The 16,988-nt window shown below is 68.0% G+C and carries 15 protein-coding genes and 1 pseudogene; 8 read left to right on the top strand and 8 right to left on the bottom strand.

Annotation, left to right across the window (positions count from 1 at the left end; genetic code table 11):
• Window positions 1-19: 19 nt before the first annotated feature.
• From EO156_RS24100 to fis, 3 genes are all read left to right on the top strand, one after another.
• The gene (locus tag EO156_RS24100; RefSeq protein WP_124632040.1) at window positions 20-226 is read left to right on the top strand and encodes a hypothetical protein; all 207 of its coding nucleotides are present in this window, start codon (window positions 20-22) and stop codon (window positions 224-226) included.
• 25 nt (window positions 227-251) lie between these two features.
• Window positions 252-1,634 carry a DUF3426 domain-containing protein gene (locus EO156_RS24270; protein WP_230577982.1) on the top strand — a complete coding sequence of 461 codons (1,383 nt, stop codon included), beginning with the start codon at window positions 252-254 and terminating at the stop codon, window positions 1,632-1,634.
• Window positions 1,635-1,739: 105 nt separating this feature from the next.
• On the top strand, window positions 1,740-2,012 hold the full coding sequence (fis, locus tag EO156_RS02885) for a DNA-binding transcriptional regulator Fis (RefSeq protein WP_002804983.1): 273 nt from the start codon (window positions 1,740-1,742) through the stop codon (window positions 2,010-2,012).
• Between the two features lie 207 nt (window positions 2,013-2,219).
• Here the strand turns inward: fis and EO156_RS02880 are convergent, their stop codons facing one another.
• The 8 genes from EO156_RS02880 to EO156_RS02845 form a co-directional block, all read right to left on the bottom strand.
• On the bottom strand, window positions 2,220-3,194 hold the full coding sequence (locus tag EO156_RS02880) for a phosphatidate cytidylyltransferase (protein ID WP_016850616.1): 975 nt from the start codon (window positions 3,192-3,194) through the stop codon (window positions 2,220-2,222).
• Window positions 3,191-3,823: a 1-acyl-sn-glycerol-3-phosphate acyltransferase gene (locus EO156_RS02875; RefSeq protein WP_003483153.1), complete on the bottom strand. Its 633-nt coding sequence runs from the start codon at window positions 3,821-3,823 to the stop codon at window positions 3,191-3,193. Before EO156_RS02875 ends, EO156_RS02880 begins: the two co-directional genes overlap by 4 nt.
• A complete protein-coding gene (locus tag EO156_RS02870; protein WP_029827950.1) occupies window positions 3,820-4,458 on the bottom strand; it encodes a CDP-alcohol phosphatidyltransferase family protein in 639 nt (212 codons plus the stop codon). The genes EO156_RS02875 and EO156_RS02870 overlap by 4 nt, the downstream gene beginning before the upstream one ends.
• On the bottom strand, window positions 4,458-5,954 hold the full coding sequence (locus tag EO156_RS02865; protein ID WP_029827947.1) for a TIGR04222 domain-containing membrane protein: 1,497 nt from the start codon (window positions 5,952-5,954) through the stop codon (window positions 4,458-4,460). The genes EO156_RS02870 and EO156_RS02865 overlap by 1 nt, the downstream gene beginning before the upstream one ends.
• Window positions 5,951-6,397, bottom strand: a complete 447-nt coding sequence (locus EO156_RS02860) for a hypothetical protein (protein ID WP_016851373.1) — start codon at window positions 6,395-6,397, stop codon at window positions 5,951-5,953. Before EO156_RS02860 ends, EO156_RS02865 begins: the two co-directional genes overlap by 4 nt.
• Window positions 6,394-7,731 (bottom strand): phosphatase PAP2/dual specificity phosphatase family protein, encoded by a 1,338-nt coding sequence (locus EO156_RS02855; RefSeq protein ID WP_016851372.1) that lies wholly within the window; start codon window positions 7,729-7,731, stop codon window positions 6,394-6,396. Before EO156_RS02855 ends, EO156_RS02860 begins: the two co-directional genes overlap by 4 nt.
• The gene (locus tag EO156_RS02850; RefSeq protein WP_029827944.1) at window positions 7,728-9,488 is read right to left on the bottom strand and encodes a bifunctional alpha/beta hydrolase/class I SAM-dependent methyltransferase; all 1,761 of its coding nucleotides are present in this window, start codon (window positions 9,486-9,488) and stop codon (window positions 7,728-7,730) included. The genes EO156_RS02855 and EO156_RS02850 overlap by 4 nt, the downstream gene beginning before the upstream one ends.
• An 85-nt stretch (window positions 9,489-9,573) precedes the next feature.
• On the bottom strand, window positions 9,574-10,191 hold the full coding sequence (locus EO156_RS02845) for a CDP-alcohol phosphatidyltransferase family protein (RefSeq protein WP_016851370.1): 618 nt from the start codon (window positions 10,189-10,191) through the stop codon (window positions 9,574-9,576).
• Between the two features lie 73 nt (window positions 10,192-10,264).
• Between EO156_RS02845 and purH the strand changes: the two genes are divergently transcribed.
• From purH to yccS, 5 genes and pseudogenes are all read left to right on the top strand, one after another.
• Window positions 10,265-11,848: a bifunctional phosphoribosylaminoimidazolecarboxamide formyltransferase/IMP cyclohydrolase gene (purH, locus tag EO156_RS02840; RefSeq protein ID WP_016851369.1), complete on the top strand. Its 1,584-nt coding sequence runs from the start codon at window positions 10,265-10,267 to the stop codon at window positions 11,846-11,848.
• Window positions 11,849-11,872: 24 nt separating this feature from the next.
• Window positions 11,873-12,718, top strand: a complete 846-nt coding sequence (locus EO156_RS02835) for a hypothetical protein (protein WP_029827941.1) — start codon at window positions 11,873-11,875, stop codon at window positions 12,716-12,718.
• A gap of 33 nt (window positions 12,719-12,751) precedes the next feature.
• Window positions 12,752-14,047: a phosphoribosylamine--glycine ligase gene (purD, locus tag EO156_RS02830; protein ID WP_029995983.1), complete on the top strand. Its 1,296-nt coding sequence runs from the start codon at window positions 12,752-12,754 to the stop codon at window positions 14,045-14,047.
• Window positions 14,048-14,476: 429 nt separating this feature from the next.
• Window positions 14,477-14,678, top strand: a pseudogene (locus tag EO156_RS02825) (hypothetical protein).
• 66 nt (window positions 14,679-14,744) lie between these two features.
• Entirely contained in the window at window positions 14,745-16,958 is a 2,214-nt protein-coding gene (gene yccS / locus EO156_RS02820; protein ID WP_005914173.1) for a YccS family putative transporter, read from the top strand.
• Window positions 16,959-16,988 lie beyond the last annotated feature (30 nt).

The following is a 16,988-nucleotide window of genomic DNA, read 5'->3' as shown; positions in this document are numbered from 1 at the left end:
TGTAGCCTCCTGATCCTGGATGCGCCTGGGCGTATCGCCGGCTTGCGTTGCTGTCGCGGCGGCCGTTTTCGGAGACGGCATGCGCTGCGCGCGTTGCGTCGGCATCGACGCAGACGGCGCCATGACCACTTGGGTCGGGTGCGAGAACCTGCAGGCATGCGCGCTGCGGGTTGATCGCATCGCCGCCGGCACAGGTTCGCCGTTGGACGTGCGCGTGGTTGAATAAGGGTCTTCCCGCTGCACGCCTGCCGATGTCCGAGACTCCGCCACCGCGCCGCCCCCTGGCCACGTTCCTGCGTGCGACGCCGGCCGCTCCACCGCTGGTGCCCACCCCGCTGGTTCCGCCTGTGGAGCCGCCGGAGCAGGCCATACCGGCCCCAGGCTCTGCGTTGCCGCCGGCAACACCGCCGCCGGTGGACGCGCAGCAGGCGCCGCGCGTGCCATCGCCAGCCGCCGCGGTGGCTGCGTCGCCGCATCGCCCAACGGGCACGCCCGGGCACGATGGTGTCCAGGCGCCAGTGTCCGGCGAGACGCAACTGCCCGCGCCCGGCACCACGATGCCGTCCGCTTCGGCGACCGCACTCGCAGCCGGACGCGTCTCTGATGCGATGGGCGATCCACCTCGCCCGGCGTCGGCCGCCAGCGACGCCCACGCCAGCGATGACGGGCTGGCCCCGATCGATGCCGCGACCGATGACGCCCTCCAAGACCCAACCGCGCGGACTGCACCTGTCCCGCTGAATTCAGCGCAGCAACGTGCGCCACGTGCGTCGACGGATGCAGACCTGCCGTCCCGGAATGCGCCGGGCACGTCGAAGGCGCTGACGGAAACGACCGAGCGGCAGGTTCCAACCGCAGCGGCAGCAGCGTCTGCAGGATCTGCAGCACCTGTGGCAACGGCGGCAGCCGCAACGCAGGCCGATACCATCGGCAGCGAGCGGACGGCGAGCACACCCGACGGCCAGTCGCACCCGGGCCGCCCCTCCAGCCATCCAGACCCGGCAACCACCGAGTCCGGCGCAGCCAGCGCATTGGCAGGCGAGGACGCGCAGTGCGATGCCGGCATCGCGCAGTCCCGCCCCTCCCCTGCGCAGTTGCAGCCCCTACCCGCTCCCGCCTTGGCCGCGCCCGCCTTCGCGCGGCGTGGCGTCACCCGGCCGCGGCTACGCGCCAGCGGGCGCCAGTGGGCGCTGTTGGTCGGGCTGGTCGGCGTGCTCGGGTTGCAGATCGTCATCGCCGACCGCGCGCACCTGGCCACCAGCCCGCGCTGGCGGCCGCTGATCAGCGCGGCCTGCACGCTGGCGCGCTGCAGCGTGCCGGCCTGGCGCGAGCCGGAGGCGCTGACCCTGCTCAACCGCGACGTGCGCCCGCTGCCCGGCGTGGCCGGGGTGCTGCAGATCCAGGCCAGCTTCCGCAACGACGCGCGCTGGGCACAGGCCTGGCCGTGGCTGCAGCTGTCGCTGTCCGATGCCGACGGCCGGGTGATCGGCACCCGCATCTTGTCGCCGCAGGACTATCTGGGACAGTCGCCGGCTGCGCAGGACACGCTGGCGCCGGGTCAGGCGGTGCAGGTCGCGTTTCGGGTGCGCGAACCGGCCGCGAGCACCGCTGCCTTCAGTTTCGACTTCCGGTGAACGGGCGCGACCGCCACGTGGGCGTGGCGAGCGATGAGGTCACGCGCTAGACTCACTCCCCCTCGCCGGCCACGCGTCCCGGCTTCGTGACACTGGGAATCTCCTTTGAACGCAGCCCCCTCTCGTCCTGACACCAGTCGTGGCGCCCCGAAGTCGCCCCTGCGCGAACACGTGGCCCAGTCCGTTCGCCGTTATCTGCGCGACCTGGACGGCAGCGACGCGGACGACGTTTACGAAATCGTGCTGCGCGAGATGGAGATCCCGTTGTTCGTCGAAGTGCTCAACCACTGCGAAGGCAATCAGAGCCGCGCTGCGGCGATGCTGGGCATTCATCGGGCAACCTTGCGCAAGAAGCTTAAAGAGTACGGTCTGACGTAAGCCGGGAATCGGCAATCGTCACGGCGTGCTTCTGCCAGACGTGGCGCGCACGGGCTCCCGATCACAGCGTGGTGTCGTGCGGGTCAGCCTTTCGGTTGGCCAGACGCGGCGGTTGACCGACGCGCGCTGGGCGGATCCGGTGCTGCAGATCGCCAACGGCACGCGATGCACGTGTTGCGATTTCATGACAAGCGATGTGACAAGCGGTCACGCCCAGCCATAGCGAATCAGGTGGAAGAAGACCGGCGCGGCGAAGCACACCGAATCCAGGCGGTCGAGCACACCGCCGTGGCCTTCGATCATATGGCCCCAGTCCTTGATGCCGCGATCGCGCTTGATCGCCGACATCACCAGCCCGCCGAAAAATCCCATCAGGTTGGCCACCAATGCCAGGCCGAAGGCATGCCACGGCGCGAACGGGGTGATCCACCACAGCGCCATCCCGAGCAGGCTGGCCGACACCACGCCGCCGATGAATCCTTCCACCGTTTTGGACGGCGACAATTTCGGCGCGATCAGATGGCGGCCGGCCAGTTTGCCCCACACGTACTGCAGTACGTCCGAGGACTGCACCACGATCACCAGGAAGGCGATCAACAGCAGATTGCGCCCCGCATAGCCGGGAATGTCCAGGTTCAACAGCGCCGGCACATGCGAAATGCAGAACACGCAGATCATCAGGCCCCACTGCACTTTGGCGGTGCGTTCCAGATAATGCGTGGTGTCGCCGCCGATGGTGGCCAGGATCGGCAATACCAGGAACGCGTAGACCGGAATCAGCAAGGTGTACAGGCCGTACCAGCCGGTCCACACCAGGCCGTATTGCCACGGTAACACGACGTAGAACGCGGCCAGTAACGCGTAGTAATCGCCGCGCCGGGTCGGGGTCAAGGTGATGAACTCGCGCAGCGCAAACAACGACACCAACGCGAACAAGCCGATGACGCCGGCGCGGCCAAACACGAACGCAAGGCCGACCACCGCGGCCATCACCCACCACGCACGGATGCGGGCGACCAGGTTGTCCAGCACTGTGCTGGGGCGTTCGCGTGCGCGCCAACGCAGGGTTTCGGAAATCAGCGTGGCGATGATGAGCACCAGCGCGATACCGCTGAACAGCCACAGCGTCTGCTGATGCATCGAAGACTGCTGCAGCTGGCCGCTGTACGCAGACAGGCTCATGCGCGCGCCTCCAAGTGATCCGGCGACAACGCCAGCAACGCCGCACGTGCACGCGTCAGAAACACATCCTTGGTTTCGTCCGCGTCCAGGCGCAATGGCGCGCCAAAGGTGGTGGTGCACAGCAGCGGCAACGGCAACCACTTGCCCTTGGGCATCACGCGCTTGAGGTTGTCGATCCACACCGGCACGAACTCCAGTTCCGGGCGTTGCCGTGCCAGGTGATACAGCCCGCTCTTGAACGGCAGCACGCCGTCGTCCGGGTTGCGCGTGCCTTCGGGAAACAGGATCAACGAATCGCCGGCGTCCACCGCATCGCACAGGCACTGGATAGGGTCGCGCGTGCGCTGCGCCGGGTCGCGCTCGATCAATACGCCGTTGAAGACCGCATGGATCAGATAGCGCCGCAGGGCGGTGCGCTGCCAGTAGTCGGCCGCCGCCACCGGGCGCACTTCATGCCGCAGGCCGGCCGGCAGCGATGACCAGATCAGCACGAAATCGCCGTGGCTTGCGTGGTTGCCGTAATACACGCGGCGTTCGTTGGAGGGCGCGCAACCGCGCCACAGCGCACGCGCGCCGGTCAAGGTACGAATGGCGCCGCTGCAGCCGCGCGCGATGAAACGGGCAATCATTTCTGCTCCAGGGTGCGCACGATCGTGCGCAGTCGTACCGCCACCGTCAGCAAGGCACCAGCGATCAACACCGCCAGTGCGCCGATCAGCAGCCAGGCCGCAAGACGCGGCTGGCCCATCCATTGCAGCGGCAAGGCCAGCGCGCCTGCCAGCGACAACCACTGCATGCGTTGCACGCGGCTCATCGGCCCCTGTCGCGGCTCTGGCATGCCGCAGGCCAGGCCCAGCATGCGCACATATGCGGTGGCCACGCAGCACAGCGCCGCCGCCCACCCCAGTTGCGCAGCCCACGGCAGGCCGGCCTGCAGTCCATAGCCCAGGCCCACGCAGACCAGCACATCGGACAACCGATCGGGCGCATCGTTGTAGACCTCACCGGCACGCGAGACCATGCGCGCCTGGCGCGCCAGCGCGCCATCCATGCGGTTGCACCACAGCCGCCCCTGCAGCCCGAGCACCGCCAGCAGCAGTGGCATGGCTCCTTCGCGCGCAGGCGCGCTCAATCCGATGTAGAACATCAGCCCGGCCAGCGCCGCAAACGCGATGCTTACCCACGACACGCCATTGGGCGTGGCGCCACGCCCGCGCAGCACGCGCGCCCATTGCAACTGCCGCTGTTGCTGTCCGTGTTGCATCAGTCGCCTCCTCCACCGCAGCCGCCACAGCCGCCGCCACCATCGCTGCTATCACCATCGCCGCCGCTGTCGCCGCCGCCCCCGCCGCAGCTGCTGCCACTGCCACCGGCGTGGCCATGCGGCGCACGCAGGCTGTGGTAGTCGGCCCAAGCGGTCCCGATCAGTGCCGCGGTGCCGTACAGCGCCACTGCCTCGCCTGGATCACCGCCGGTGCGCGCCGCATCGCGTCGCCGCGTGTGACGCAGTGTCGCAAGGCGGGCCTCGCCGCCGAGCGTGCGCCGCACGCGCACCAGCGCAAAGCCCAGCACCAGCAATGTGGTCAGCACCATCAGACACAGCAGATAGCCCACCGGATGGTTGCCCTGCACGCCGATGACCAGCTTGCACAGGCCAAGCCCCCATACCAGCGCCACCGGCACGGTACATGCCAGACGCACCGCGCGTGCCTGCGCCTGGCTCAGCCACAGGCCCTTGTCGATCAAGCGCTGCTCCAGCGGTGCGGCCAGCGCGCGCAACGCGCGCAAGGCCCACACCGGGTCTTCGGTGGTGCGCACCGCTTCCAGTGCCGGCTCCAGCGCAGGCGGAACCGCAATCTGCCGGTGGCAGCGCACCCAGTGGCGTGCCGGTTCGGTTGCGTCGCGCTCCAGATACACCGCATTGCGCACCAGTAACTCGGTGAACCACAGGTCGGCCACGCGATCGGCGCCGCCGGCCAGATACGCAAGCTCGCTGGCATCCAGTGCTGCTGCGGTGCGACCGCGTCGCAGCACCCGTCGCAACCATGCCGCCATCGACCAGGCCAGACCGATCAGCGCGATGAACAGCGGCAGGAAATAGACACCGCGCCAGTGCAGCGGCGACAGCGCCCCGCCATTGGCCGCGCGACAGGCCATCCCCACTGCCACCACGATGATCGCCCACGCGAAGCCGGCATACGGCACACCGCGCTGCGGCCCAGACAACTTCGGCGCTCCACGCAAGGCCTGCAAGGTCTGTTCGGCAGTGTCCTCGTGCAGCGGATCCAGCGTCGATTGCTGCGGTCGCGCCGCAGGCCACCATTGCGCCGGCGGCTCGCCGAACTGCGTGCGGTAACGCGCCAGCGTCTGGCGGTACTGCGCCTGGAACCGCGCCTGTTCGCCGGCATCGCCGCGTCCGGGTTGATGATGCAGGGTGGTCTGCAGCACGTGCGGGCAGAACTGCTGCCAGTACTCGCGGGTGTCGGTCAGATGCGTATGCCAGACCTGGTCGACCAACGGGCTGGGGGTGACCTCGTGGGTGTCGGTGCAGGCAAGAAAACAGAACCGTCGGTACTCCTCCACCAACGCCTGCGCTTGCGCGGTGCTGCACTGTGCCTGCTTGGCCACGCGCCGAACGAAGGCCGCAAACGCCGCGTCGTCCTGGCCAAAGCGGTAGCCCTGCAGCCGCTGCCACAGCGCCCGCTGCGCTGGCGCGGCGTGTTGCGGTTCGCGCTGAGCGGAATCGGGTGCGTCGCTCATCTGAAGATCCCGAGAGCGAGCGCAGCAGCCACCAACAGCAGTTGCACCACCACGCTTGCCAGCTGCCAACGCAGCAGGCGGCGCATGCCGGCGCAGCGCGATGCCCAGTCGCGTGCGGGCGGCAGCTTTGGTATCAGGCCAATGGCATGCATCGCCGCATCGAGCTGGTGCGCGGCCTCTTGCTCGCTGCCGCCGCAGCGTTCGAGATGCGCGATGGAGGCCGCCAGCAGGTCGGCATCCAGGCCCACGCGAAACGCCCAATAGCGCTGCACCACGCCCGCAAGCACGCTGATGGCATAGCCCAACTGCATCAACGGCGGCGCCTCGGCTACGCCGAGCAAGCCAATGGCCGCCGCCAGCAGCAGGAGTGAGAAGCGGTCCAGTGCTGCACCTTGCCGCAGCACTGCGCGCATGGCCGGCAAGGTCAGCGGGGAGGTATTCATTGCGCTCTCCGTTCGGGGATGTCGTCGCCACCGTCATGACCGTCGCATGCCGCCACGATCGCCGCGCGATGCGCGTGCCCAAGCACGATCGACGGCCGCACGGCGCGTAGCTGTGCGATGGCCGCATCCACGTCCCGGGCGCGGCCGCTGCGCACCAGCCAGGTGGCCATGCTGGCAGCGCTGCGCGAATAGCCCAATGCGCAACACACCAGCACCGGGCCGTGCGCACGCGCCTGCGCGATCGCCTGCGCCGCCTCGCGTAGTTGCGCTGGCGACGGTGCGACCAGATCGAGCATCGGCACCACACGGTCCTGCGCCTGCGCGGCGTACAACGAGAGCTCTGCAGACAGGTCCACCACCGCAGCACGCTCGTCGCGCTGGCCGGGCAGCGGAATCCGCCCCAGCCACACGCCATCGCATACCGCGCGCGGCGACGGGGCGCGCCGCGTCCAGAGGCGCGAGTTGCACCATGCTGCCATCAGATACGGCGCATACAACCAGCGCGCGGCAAGACTCAGGCGCCCATCGCTGCGCTTCTGGAATCCGCCCGGCCCGAGCAGCGCGTAATTCAACGCAACCAGCAGCAAAGCCAGGGCGATCCACAGCAACCACAGTCCTGCACCTCCGCTCCATAGCGCCAGCGCAGCGCTGACCAGCGCGCCGGCCAGATACATCACGGCCAAGCGCCAACGACGCAGGTCGCGTGCAAACCGTGCCCGCGCGAACGGTGCAGCGATACGCTCCGGCCACATCCACACGCATAGCCAGCCCACCGCGAGCCCGGTGGGAATATCCAGAAAGTGATGCTGATACGTGGTCAGCACCGACACACCGATCAATGCGAACCAGGCATGCAGCAGCCAGCGCCACACCCCGCAAAGATGCTGCGCATAGCGCACCCACAGCACAACCAACAGCACGATGTGCAGCGATGGCGCCTGATTGAAGGGTTTGTCAAAACCCAGCAGCACCGCGAACAGCCAGCCGAACACGCCCCCGGTCTCGGGCCGCACGAAGCTGTAGCGCAGCGGCCACAGCAAAAAACACGCCACGCAGATCAGCTGTGCGCTGAGCAAGCGCAGTGCATGGGTGTCCAGCTCGCGGCGATTGCGGCAGACAAAAAACGAGACCGCGTAGCACGCATCGATCGACCAGTACGGCACGATGGTCCACGGCCAGAACGGCATGCCGTGTTCCCAGCCGAATACCACCGACGGCACCTGCGTCGCCCGCCCGGCCAGCGTGTTGGCCAGGCCGTAACTGAGGAAGAAAAACGGCCCCAGCAACGCCAGCCACAGCGCGGCACGACCGACTGGCCGCGCAGCGCGGCTCATGCGTCGACCCGCTGCGCCATCGACACGGTGAAGATGCCGAACGCATCGATGCGTTGCGCCACCTTGCGAAAGCCCGCCGCTTCCACCAGGCCATCCATCTCCTGCTGGCTCCGCCGGCGCATCACCCAGGCCACGCCATCGCGGTGACTGGTCAGCGCGCGCGCAATGAATTCCAGCTGCGGATGCCAGGGCTGACCGGTGTAAAGCAGATAACCGCCCGGCTGCACCGCCGCGGCCAGGCCGGCCAGCGAGCGCGCGACCTGGTCGTTATCGGCAAACAATTCGTACAGGCCCGAGACCACCGCCAGCGTCGGAGCCGGTTGCACGGACGCCAATGCTGCCGGGTCGAACGCATCGCCTTGTTCGAAACGGGCGATGTCGCCAGCGCCCAGCGCCTGGATCAGCGCAGTGCCCTGGGTCACGTTGGGCGGGCTGAAGTCGCGCAGCACGATTGCATCGGCACGCTGTGCGCCGCTGCCCAGCGCCTGGAGCACATAGCGGCCGTGTCCGGCAGCGATGTCCAGGACGCGTACCGGCTTGCCGGCGCCACGCAAGCGCGCCGCTGCCTCGCGCAGCAATTCGCCCAGATGGCTGCCGCGGATGCGGATGCCGCGCCAACCGATCGCGTTGAGATACGTGCGGTCGATCATGCGGCCCAGCGGCCCGCGACCATGCGCCTGATTGCGGTAGATGTAGTCCAATGTGCTGCCGGAATCGAAACCGGTCTGCAGACCAAGCGCGATGCCCTCGGAGAGCTTGCCACCCAGGCGCAGGCCGGCACGCACGCCGCGCCAGCGCAGGTCCTGCAGGCTGTTGCGCTGCGGTGGCCAGGCCAGCCGTTCGGCCTCTTCGAAACTGGGGCCGGCACGGTGGGCATTGCGCAGCGCGGCGCGCACCGGCGGTTGCGCAAACCGCACTTGGACGAACTGGCGAATGTGCGCGATGGCAATCGCGCGATCGCGTTCGCCCAGGGTGTCGTGGAAAAACCCCGGCAGCCAGTGGCGCTGCTTGATCGGCGAGCGCAGGTTTTCGTAGAAGCGATCCTGCGGGCCGCGATGCACCACAACATCCGCGCCGGAGACCAGCAACTGGGTCGGCACGGTGATGGCCTGTGCATCGTCCACCACGCGATCGGCGGCCGCGTACAGACCGAGCAATACGCGCACCGAAATCGGGCGGGTGATCAACGGATCGGTGCGATAGCTTTCCGCGCGCGCCGGATCATGCGTCAGCCATTGCGGCTTGACGTAGCTGTTGACGAAGAAGTTACCGCGCAGCGCATGCAGCAACGCCAACCCGGCGCGTGCGAACGGCACATACAACTTCACCTTGAACGCCGGCGATGCCAGCACCAGCGCGCGCAGCGACGGGGCGTAATCGTGTACCCAGGTGGCAGCCACCACCGCGCCCACACTCTGCGCGATCACCACGATGTCCTGCACGGCGATGCCGTGGGTGGCGCGAAGATGCGCGATGAAGCTGTCCAGATCGCGCACCAGCGCCTCGAAGCCCGGCGCATCGCCACGCACGCCGGGCGAGCGACCGTTGCCGCGTGCATCCCAGGCAAAGAACTGCGCATCGGGCATGTCGAGTTCTTCGGCAAGATGCATCACACGGCCGGAGTGCTCATGGCCACGATGCAGCAGCACCACCGCCCTGGGCGTGCCGGTCGCAACGGCATCGTGCAACGGCCAGTGCCGGTAGAACAGCGGCACACCATCGAAACTGACGAACTCGCGCTCTAGCACTGTGCGCATCGAAGCATCCTGAAAGTCGAAAGGTTGAATCGCAGAGATCACCGCACAGCAGCGCGGCCAGCGGCGTTGCTGCGACGATGTATCGCTAGGTGCCTGCGGGCGACTCGGCCAGGCCGGCGCGCACCCGCCGCCACACCGTGGCCATGCAGGCCAGATTCAAGGCGATGGCGACCCAGGTGACGCCGCGCGCACCGAGCAACCCGCAGGCCAGGCCCACGCCCAGCACGCCGATCACCAAGGCGCGGTCGCTCTTGCCCATCGGCCCGTCGTAACGGCGGCTGGCGCCGACCATCAGGCCGAGCACGCCGGCGTATTCGGTCAGCGCGGCCAGCAGCGCGAAGATCCATAGCCAGGGTGCGCTCACACCGGGCACGCCAAGCAGGCTCAAGTACAACGCCGCATCGGCCACCACATCGCACAGTTCGTTGAGGTAGGCGCCCAGCCGCGATTGCTGGCCGAACTCGCGCGCCAGCATGCCGTCCACCGCGTTGAGCGCCATGCGCACCAGCATCCACACCGGCAGCAGCAGATACAGCAGCGGCCGGCTGGGGCCGCCGCGCAACACCACCGCCGCCACCATGAGCGACACCGCCGCTGCGATCAGCGTGACCTGATTGGCGCTAATGCCACCGCGATACAGCGCGCCCACCATCGGTCGCAGCAGCGCCTGGAAGCGTCCCTTCAATGCATAGATCGAGGCCATACGGAGTGTTGAGTCCATTCGAGCGCTGGCGCAGCCTACAATATCGGCTGCTCCGCAACGACATCCCCCACCGATGGCCTCTGATTTCCTGCCCGTGCGCCGGGCCCTGCTCTCCGTTTCCGACAAGACCGGCCTGATCGACCTGGCCCGCGCGCTGGTGGCGCGCAACGTCGCGCTGCTGTCCACCGGCGGCACCGCCAAGGCGATCCGCGAAGCCGGCCTGCCGGTGAAGGACGTCGCCGAGCTGACCGGTTTTCCGGAAATGATGGATGGCCGCGTCAAGACGCTGCACCCGCTGGTGCACGGCGGCCTGCTCGGACGCGCCGGTGTCGACGAAGCGGTGATGGCCGAGCACGGCATCGTGCCGATCGACCTGCTGGTGCTGAACCTGTATCCGTTCGAGTCGGTCACCGTGAAAGCCGATTGCACGCTGGCCGATGCGGTGGAAAACATCGACATCGGCGGCCCGGCGATGTTGCGCAGCGCGGCCAAGAATTTCGCGCGCGTGGCCGTGGCCACCGACCCGGCGCAGTACGCCGACCTGCTGGCCGAACTGGAGGCCAACGACGGCCAGCTGTCGGCGGCCAAGCGCTTTGCGCTGTCGGTGGCTGCGTTCAATCGCGTGGCGCAGTACGACGCGGCGATCAGCAACTATCTCTCGGCAGTGGCCGACAGCGCCGAGGCAGTGCCCACGCGCAGCCCGTTCCCGGCGCAGATCAATTCCAACTTCGTCAAGGTGATGGACCTGCGTTACGGCGAGAATCCGCACCAGTCCGGCGCGTTCTACCGCGACCTGTATCCGGTGCCGGGCACGCTGGCCACCTTCCAGCAGTTGCAGGGCAAGGAACTGAGCTACAACAACCTGGCCGATGCCGATGCGGCGTGGGAATGCGTGCGCCAGTTCGACGCGCCGGCCTGCGTGATCGTCAAGCACGCCAACCCCTGCGGCGTGGCGGTGGGCGCGGGCTGCGGCGATGCCTATGAGCTGGCCTACGCCACCGACCCCACCAGCGCGTTCGGCGGCATCCTGGCGTTCAACAAGACCCTTGACGCAGCGACGGCAAAAGCCATCCTCGATCGCCAGTTCGTCGAAGTGCTGATCGCGCCCGACTACGAGGCCGGCGCGCTGGAATACGCCACCAAGAAGGCCAACGTGCGCGTGCTCAAGATTCCGCACGGCAATGGCCTCAACAACTACGACACCAAGCGGATCGGCTCGGGCCTGTTGATGCAATCGGCCGACAACCGCGGCATGTCGCAGGGCGAGTTGAGCGTGGTCACCCAGCGTGCGCCCAACGAGGCGGAACTGGGCGACCTGCTGTTTGCCTGGCGCGTGGCCAAGTACGTCAAATCCAACGCGATCGTCTATGCCAAGGACAACCGCACCATTGGCGTGGGCGCCGGGCAGATGAGCCGCGTGGTCAGCGCCAAGATCGCTGCCCTCAAGGCCGAAGAAGCCAAGCTCACCGTGGCCGGTTCGGTGATGGCATCGGATGCGTTCTTCCCGTTCCGCGACGGCATCGATGCTGCGGCTGCGGCCGGCATCAAGGCAGTGATCCAGCCCGGCGGTTCGATGCGCGACGGCGAGGTGATCGCCGCCGCCGACGAACACGGCATCGCGATGGTGTTCACCGGCGTGCGCCACTTCCGGCATTGATGTCACCGGCACAGGGATAGGTCGATGCAGCGTTTGCGTTGTTTTGCCGCGTGTCTTGCGACCGCCGTGCTGTTGGGCGCGTGCAAGCAAGCGCCTGCGCCCGCGGCGGCGCCGGGTGCCGCGGCACCTGCCGCGCCCAGCGATGGCCCTCATCTGAGCCGCACCGAGCGGCTGGATGGGTTCTTGCGCACGCGCTACGGCGCCAAGGCCGGCCTGGCCGCGCAGTGGAGCGGCGAAGCCGACGGCTTCAAGGCCGGCAGCGAAGTCTGTGCCGAACAGCCGGTGGTGGTGGGCGATCAGGTGCAGCAACTGCTGGCGGTCTGCCACAGCCTCAGCGATGCCGGCCACGGCAACCCGGGCCTGATCGATTTCTTCGTGCTGCGCGGCGATGGCGACGGGTTCAAGGTCGTGGTCGAACGGCTCGCCGACGGCTACGGCAGCGACGGTCAGCCCGGCAGCGTGGACGTCCTGCGCCTGGGCAGCGATTTCTACGGCTTTGCCGTGCACAGTTTCTGGATGGGCCAGGGCCTGATGCTGGAATCGCAGGATCTGGTCGTGCCCGGCCCCAAGGGTTTGGTCAATGCCGGCTCGCTGCGGGCGCATATCGACAACAGCGGCGCACTGGCCTGCGACGACGACGCGCGCGAGCCGGACCAGACCCAGGCGCAATGCCTTGCCGACGCCTTCGACGTGGATTTCGCGCTGGAGGTGGACAACAGCGCGCCGCAGGCGCGCACCTGGCCGCTGCGCATCCACGAGCACGGCAGCGATTGCGGGGTTGCCCTGGACAAGACGCACGTCTTCGCGCTCGACACCAAGACCTGGACCTACCCGTTTCCCAACGCACTGCAGCGCGAAGGCTGCAGATAGCGCCCCCTTCCCCCTTACTAGCGAGCAACTGCCTTGAAAATCCTCGTCATCGGCTCCGGCGGCCGTGAACATGCCCTGGCCTGGAAGATCGCGCAGTCCGCGCGCGTGAGCGAGGTGCTGGTGGCACCGGGCAATGCCGGCACCGCCACCGAAGCCAAGTGCCGCAACGTCGCGATCAAGGTCGACGACCTGGATGGCCTGCTCGCCCTGGCGCAGCGCGAAGCCGTCGCGCTCACCGTGGTCGGCCCGGAAGTGCCGCTGGTGCTGGGCGTGGTCGACCGCTTCCATGCCGCCGGCCTGCGCATCTTCGGCCCCACCGCCAAGGCCGCGCAGCTGGAAGGCAGCAAGGCCTTCGCCAAGGATTTCCTGGCCCGCCACGGCATTCCCACCGCGTATTACGCCGTGCACACCGAAGTGGACGCCGCGCTGGCCTACGTGCGCGAGAAAGGCGCGCCCATCGTGGTCAAGGCCGACGGCCTGGCTGCCGGCAAGGGCGTGATCGTGGCGCTGACCCTGGCCGAGGCCGAAGATGCGGTGCGCGACATGCTCTCTGGCAATGCGTTCGGCGATGCCGGCGCACGCGTGGTCATCGAGGAATTCCTCGATGGGGAAGAGGCCAGCTTCATCTCGATGGTCGATGGCAAACACGCCTTGCCGATGGCCACCAGCCAGGACCACAAGCGTGTCGGCGACGGCGACACCGGCCCCAATACCGGCGGCATGGGCGCCTACTCACCTGCGCCGGTGGTCACGCCCGAGGTGCATGCGCGGGTGATGCGCGAGGTGGTCGAGCCGACCGTGCAGGGCATGATCGCCGATGGCGTGCCGTTCACCGGTTTTCTGTATGCCGGGCTGATGATCGACGCGCATGGCGCGCCGAAGGTGATCGAATTCAACGTGCGCTTCGGCGACCCGGAAACCCAGCCGGTGATGCTGCGCCTGCAGTCGGATCTGGTCGATCTGCTCGAGGCGGCCATCGACGGCAAGCTCGACGGCGCGCATGCGCAGTGGGATCCGCGCCCGTCGCTTGGCGTGGTCATCGCCGCCAGGCCTTACCCGGACACCCCGGTCACCGGTGAGGTCATCACCGGGCTGGACGCGGTGCCGGCCAGCGCCAAGGTCTTCCATGCCGGCACCGCGTTGAATGCCGCTGGCGAAGTGGTCAGCGCCGGTGGCCGCGTGCTGTGCGTCGCCGCCCTGGGCGACAGCGTGCGCGACGCCCAGCGCACCGCCTATGCCGGCCTCAAGCCGATCCACTGGAGCAGCGCCTTCCAGCGCAGCGACATCGGCTGGCGGGCGATCGCCCGCGAGCGGCAGGCGCAGGGCTGAGCCGCGTCCTTCCCCCGCCGGCGGGGGAAGGTGCCCGAAGGGCGGATGGGGGCAAGTTCGGACATCCACTGGTATCGGCCGAACAGAGCAACGGCGCGCTGGTACTCGACGACGCAGCGACATCGGCTGGCGGGCCATCGCCCGCGAGCGGCAGGCGCAGGGCTAAGCCGCGTCCTTCCCCGCCGGCGGGGGAAGGTGCCCGAAGGGCGGATGGGGGCAAGTTCGGACATCCACTGTTATCGGCCGAACAGAGCAACGGCGCGCTGGTACTCGACGACGCAGCGACATCGGCTGGCGGGCCATCGTGCGCGAGCGGCAGGCGCAGGGCTAAGCCGCGTCCTTCCCCCGCCGGCGGGGGAAGGTGCCCGAAGGGCGGATGGGGGCAAGTTCGGACATCCACTGGTATCGGCCCAACAGAGCAACGGCGCGCTGGTAGTCGCCGACAAGGCGCTGTTCAAGCGCGCAGCCGCAGGTTGGGCGCGATAGACGTCCGTGCAGCTGGGCGGACGCGCAGTTCGCATGGCTGCGCCCAGGCGCGGGCTGCGGGCTGCGGGCTGCGGGCTGCGGGCTGCGGCGCAATCGTGCACTCCGCTCCAGTCCGCGCACATGCCGGCTACTGACAAAGAACTAGCCGCCGTCCACCCCGATGGCGCATGGCTGCGGCAATAATGCCCGGGCTCCCTGCCTTGTAGAGACTGTGGCCACTCCCTCCTTCGAAACCCGCCTCAGCCGTTTGTGGGCCCATGAAAAGGCCAGCTATGGCCTGCGTGTGTTCATCGCGCTGGCGGTGGCGATGGGCGTGTGCTGGCACTGGCAACAGCTCACTGCGGTGCCGGCGCTGTTTCTGGGCGCCATTGCCAGCGCCATTGCCGAAACCGACGACAACTGGCTGGGCCGCATCAAATCGGTGCTGCTTTCGCTGCTGTGTTTCGCCGCTGCCGCAGCCGCAGTGGTGGTGCTGTTTCCGTACCCGCTGCCGTTCGTGCTGGGCATGGCGTTGGCCACGTTCTCGTTGACCCTGCTCGGTGCGCTGGGCGAGCGCTATGCCTCGATCGCGCAGGCCACGGTGGCCTTGTCGATCTACGCCATGATCGGCATGGACCAGCATGGCAGCCGCGATCCGCTGATCGCCTGGCACGGCGCGGCGCTGCTGCTGATCGGCGCCACCTGGTACGGCGTGCTTTCGATCCTGTGGACCATCCTGTTCGCCAATCGCCCGGTGCGCGAGCGGCTGTCGCGGCTGTTTTTCGAATTGGGCCGCTATCTCAAGCTCAAGGCCGATCTGTTCGAACCGGTGCGCCAGAGCGACCTGCATGCACGCCGGCTGGCCTTGGCCGAACAGAACGCCAAGGTGGTCGGCGCGCTCAATGCGGCCAAGACCGCCATCATGAGCCGCTTCGGCCGCTCGGGGCGGCCGGGCGTGCAATCGGGCCTGTATTTCCGCCTGTATTACATGGCGCAGGACTTCCATGAGCGCGCCAGTTCCTCGCACTATCCTTACGAGGCGCTCACCGACGCGTTCTTCCACAGCGATGTGCTGTATCGCTGCCAGCGCCTGCTCGCCCTGCAAGGCAAGGCGTGCGCGGCGTTGGGCGAGGCGATTCGCCTGCGCCATCCGTTCGATTACGGCGACAGCAGCCGCCTGGCCACCGAAGACCTGCGCCAATCGCTGGATTATCTGCACGCGCGCGCCGACCCCGCACTGGCCCGCCTGCTCGGCGCGCTGGAACTGCTGGTGACCAACCTGCAGAGCATCGAACGCAGGTTGTCGGAAGCGGCGCAATCCGATTCCACCAGCGACAACCTCGACACCCGGCTGCGCGATTCCTCGCCGCACACCTTGCGCGAAATGGGCGCGCGGCTGGTGCAGCAACTCACGCCCGGCTCGGTGCTGTTCCGCCACGGCCTGCGCATGGCCATCGCGCTGCTGGTGGGCTACGCCATCATGCAATCCATCCATGCCGACAACGGGTACTGGATCCTGCTCACCACCGCATTCGTGTGCCGGCCCAACTACGGCGCCACGCGCCTGCGGCTGGTGCAGCGCATTGCCGGCACCTTGATCGGCCTGGTCGCCACCTGGGCGCTGATGCAGCTGTTCCCCGGCACCGAGGTGCAACTGCTGCTGGCGCTGGCCGGCGCGCTGGTGTTCTTCATCACCCGCACCGATCGCTACATGCTGGCCACCGCCGGCATCACGGTGATGGCGCTGTTCTGCTTCAACCTGCTGGGCGATGGTTTCGTGCTGATCTGGCCGCGCCTGATCGACACCCTGATCGGTTGCGCGATTGCTGCGGCCGCCTCGTTCCTGATCCTGCCGGACTGGCAGGGCCGCCGGCTGAACCAGGTGATGGCCACGGTGCTGGCCAGCTGCGCGCGTTATCTGGCCCAGGTGCTGGAGCAGTACGCCAGCGGCAAGCGCGACGACCTCCCCTACCGCATTGCGCGCCGCGACATGCACAACGCCGATGCCGCGTTGTCGGTGGCGTTATCCAACATGCTGCGCGAACCCGGCCGCTACCGGCGCAATCTGGATGCGGGCTTTCGCTTCCTGGCGCTGTCCAACACCTTGCTCGGCTATCTGTCGGCACTGGGCGCGCACCGCGCCGCGCTGGAGGGCGAACACGATGCCACCATCGCGCAGGCTGGTGAGTATCTGCAGCGCGCACTGAGCGAGATCGCCAGCGCCCTTGGCCAACGCCAACCGCTGCCGACGCACGACGAAAGCGAAGAATTGGCCATCGCAGAAGCGCTGGAACACCATCCGGTGCAACTACCGCCCAAGCAACGCCTGGTGCGCGACCAACTGGCATTGACGCTGCGCCTGCTGCCCAAACTGCGCGCTGCAGCACTGGCGGTGACCACGGCGCCGGCAGAGAACGCGCCGCGTCTGGCGACGACCAAGGCCTAGAGCGTGTGATGCACTTTGACAGGACGCTTC

The organism is Xanthomonas sp. DAR33341, assembly GCF_003992815.1.
Taxonomy (GTDB): domain Bacteria; phylum Pseudomonadota; class Gammaproteobacteria; order Xanthomonadales; family Xanthomonadaceae; genus Xanthomonas; species Xanthomonas cissicola.
This window is presented reverse-complemented; position numbering and strand designations above follow the sequence as displayed.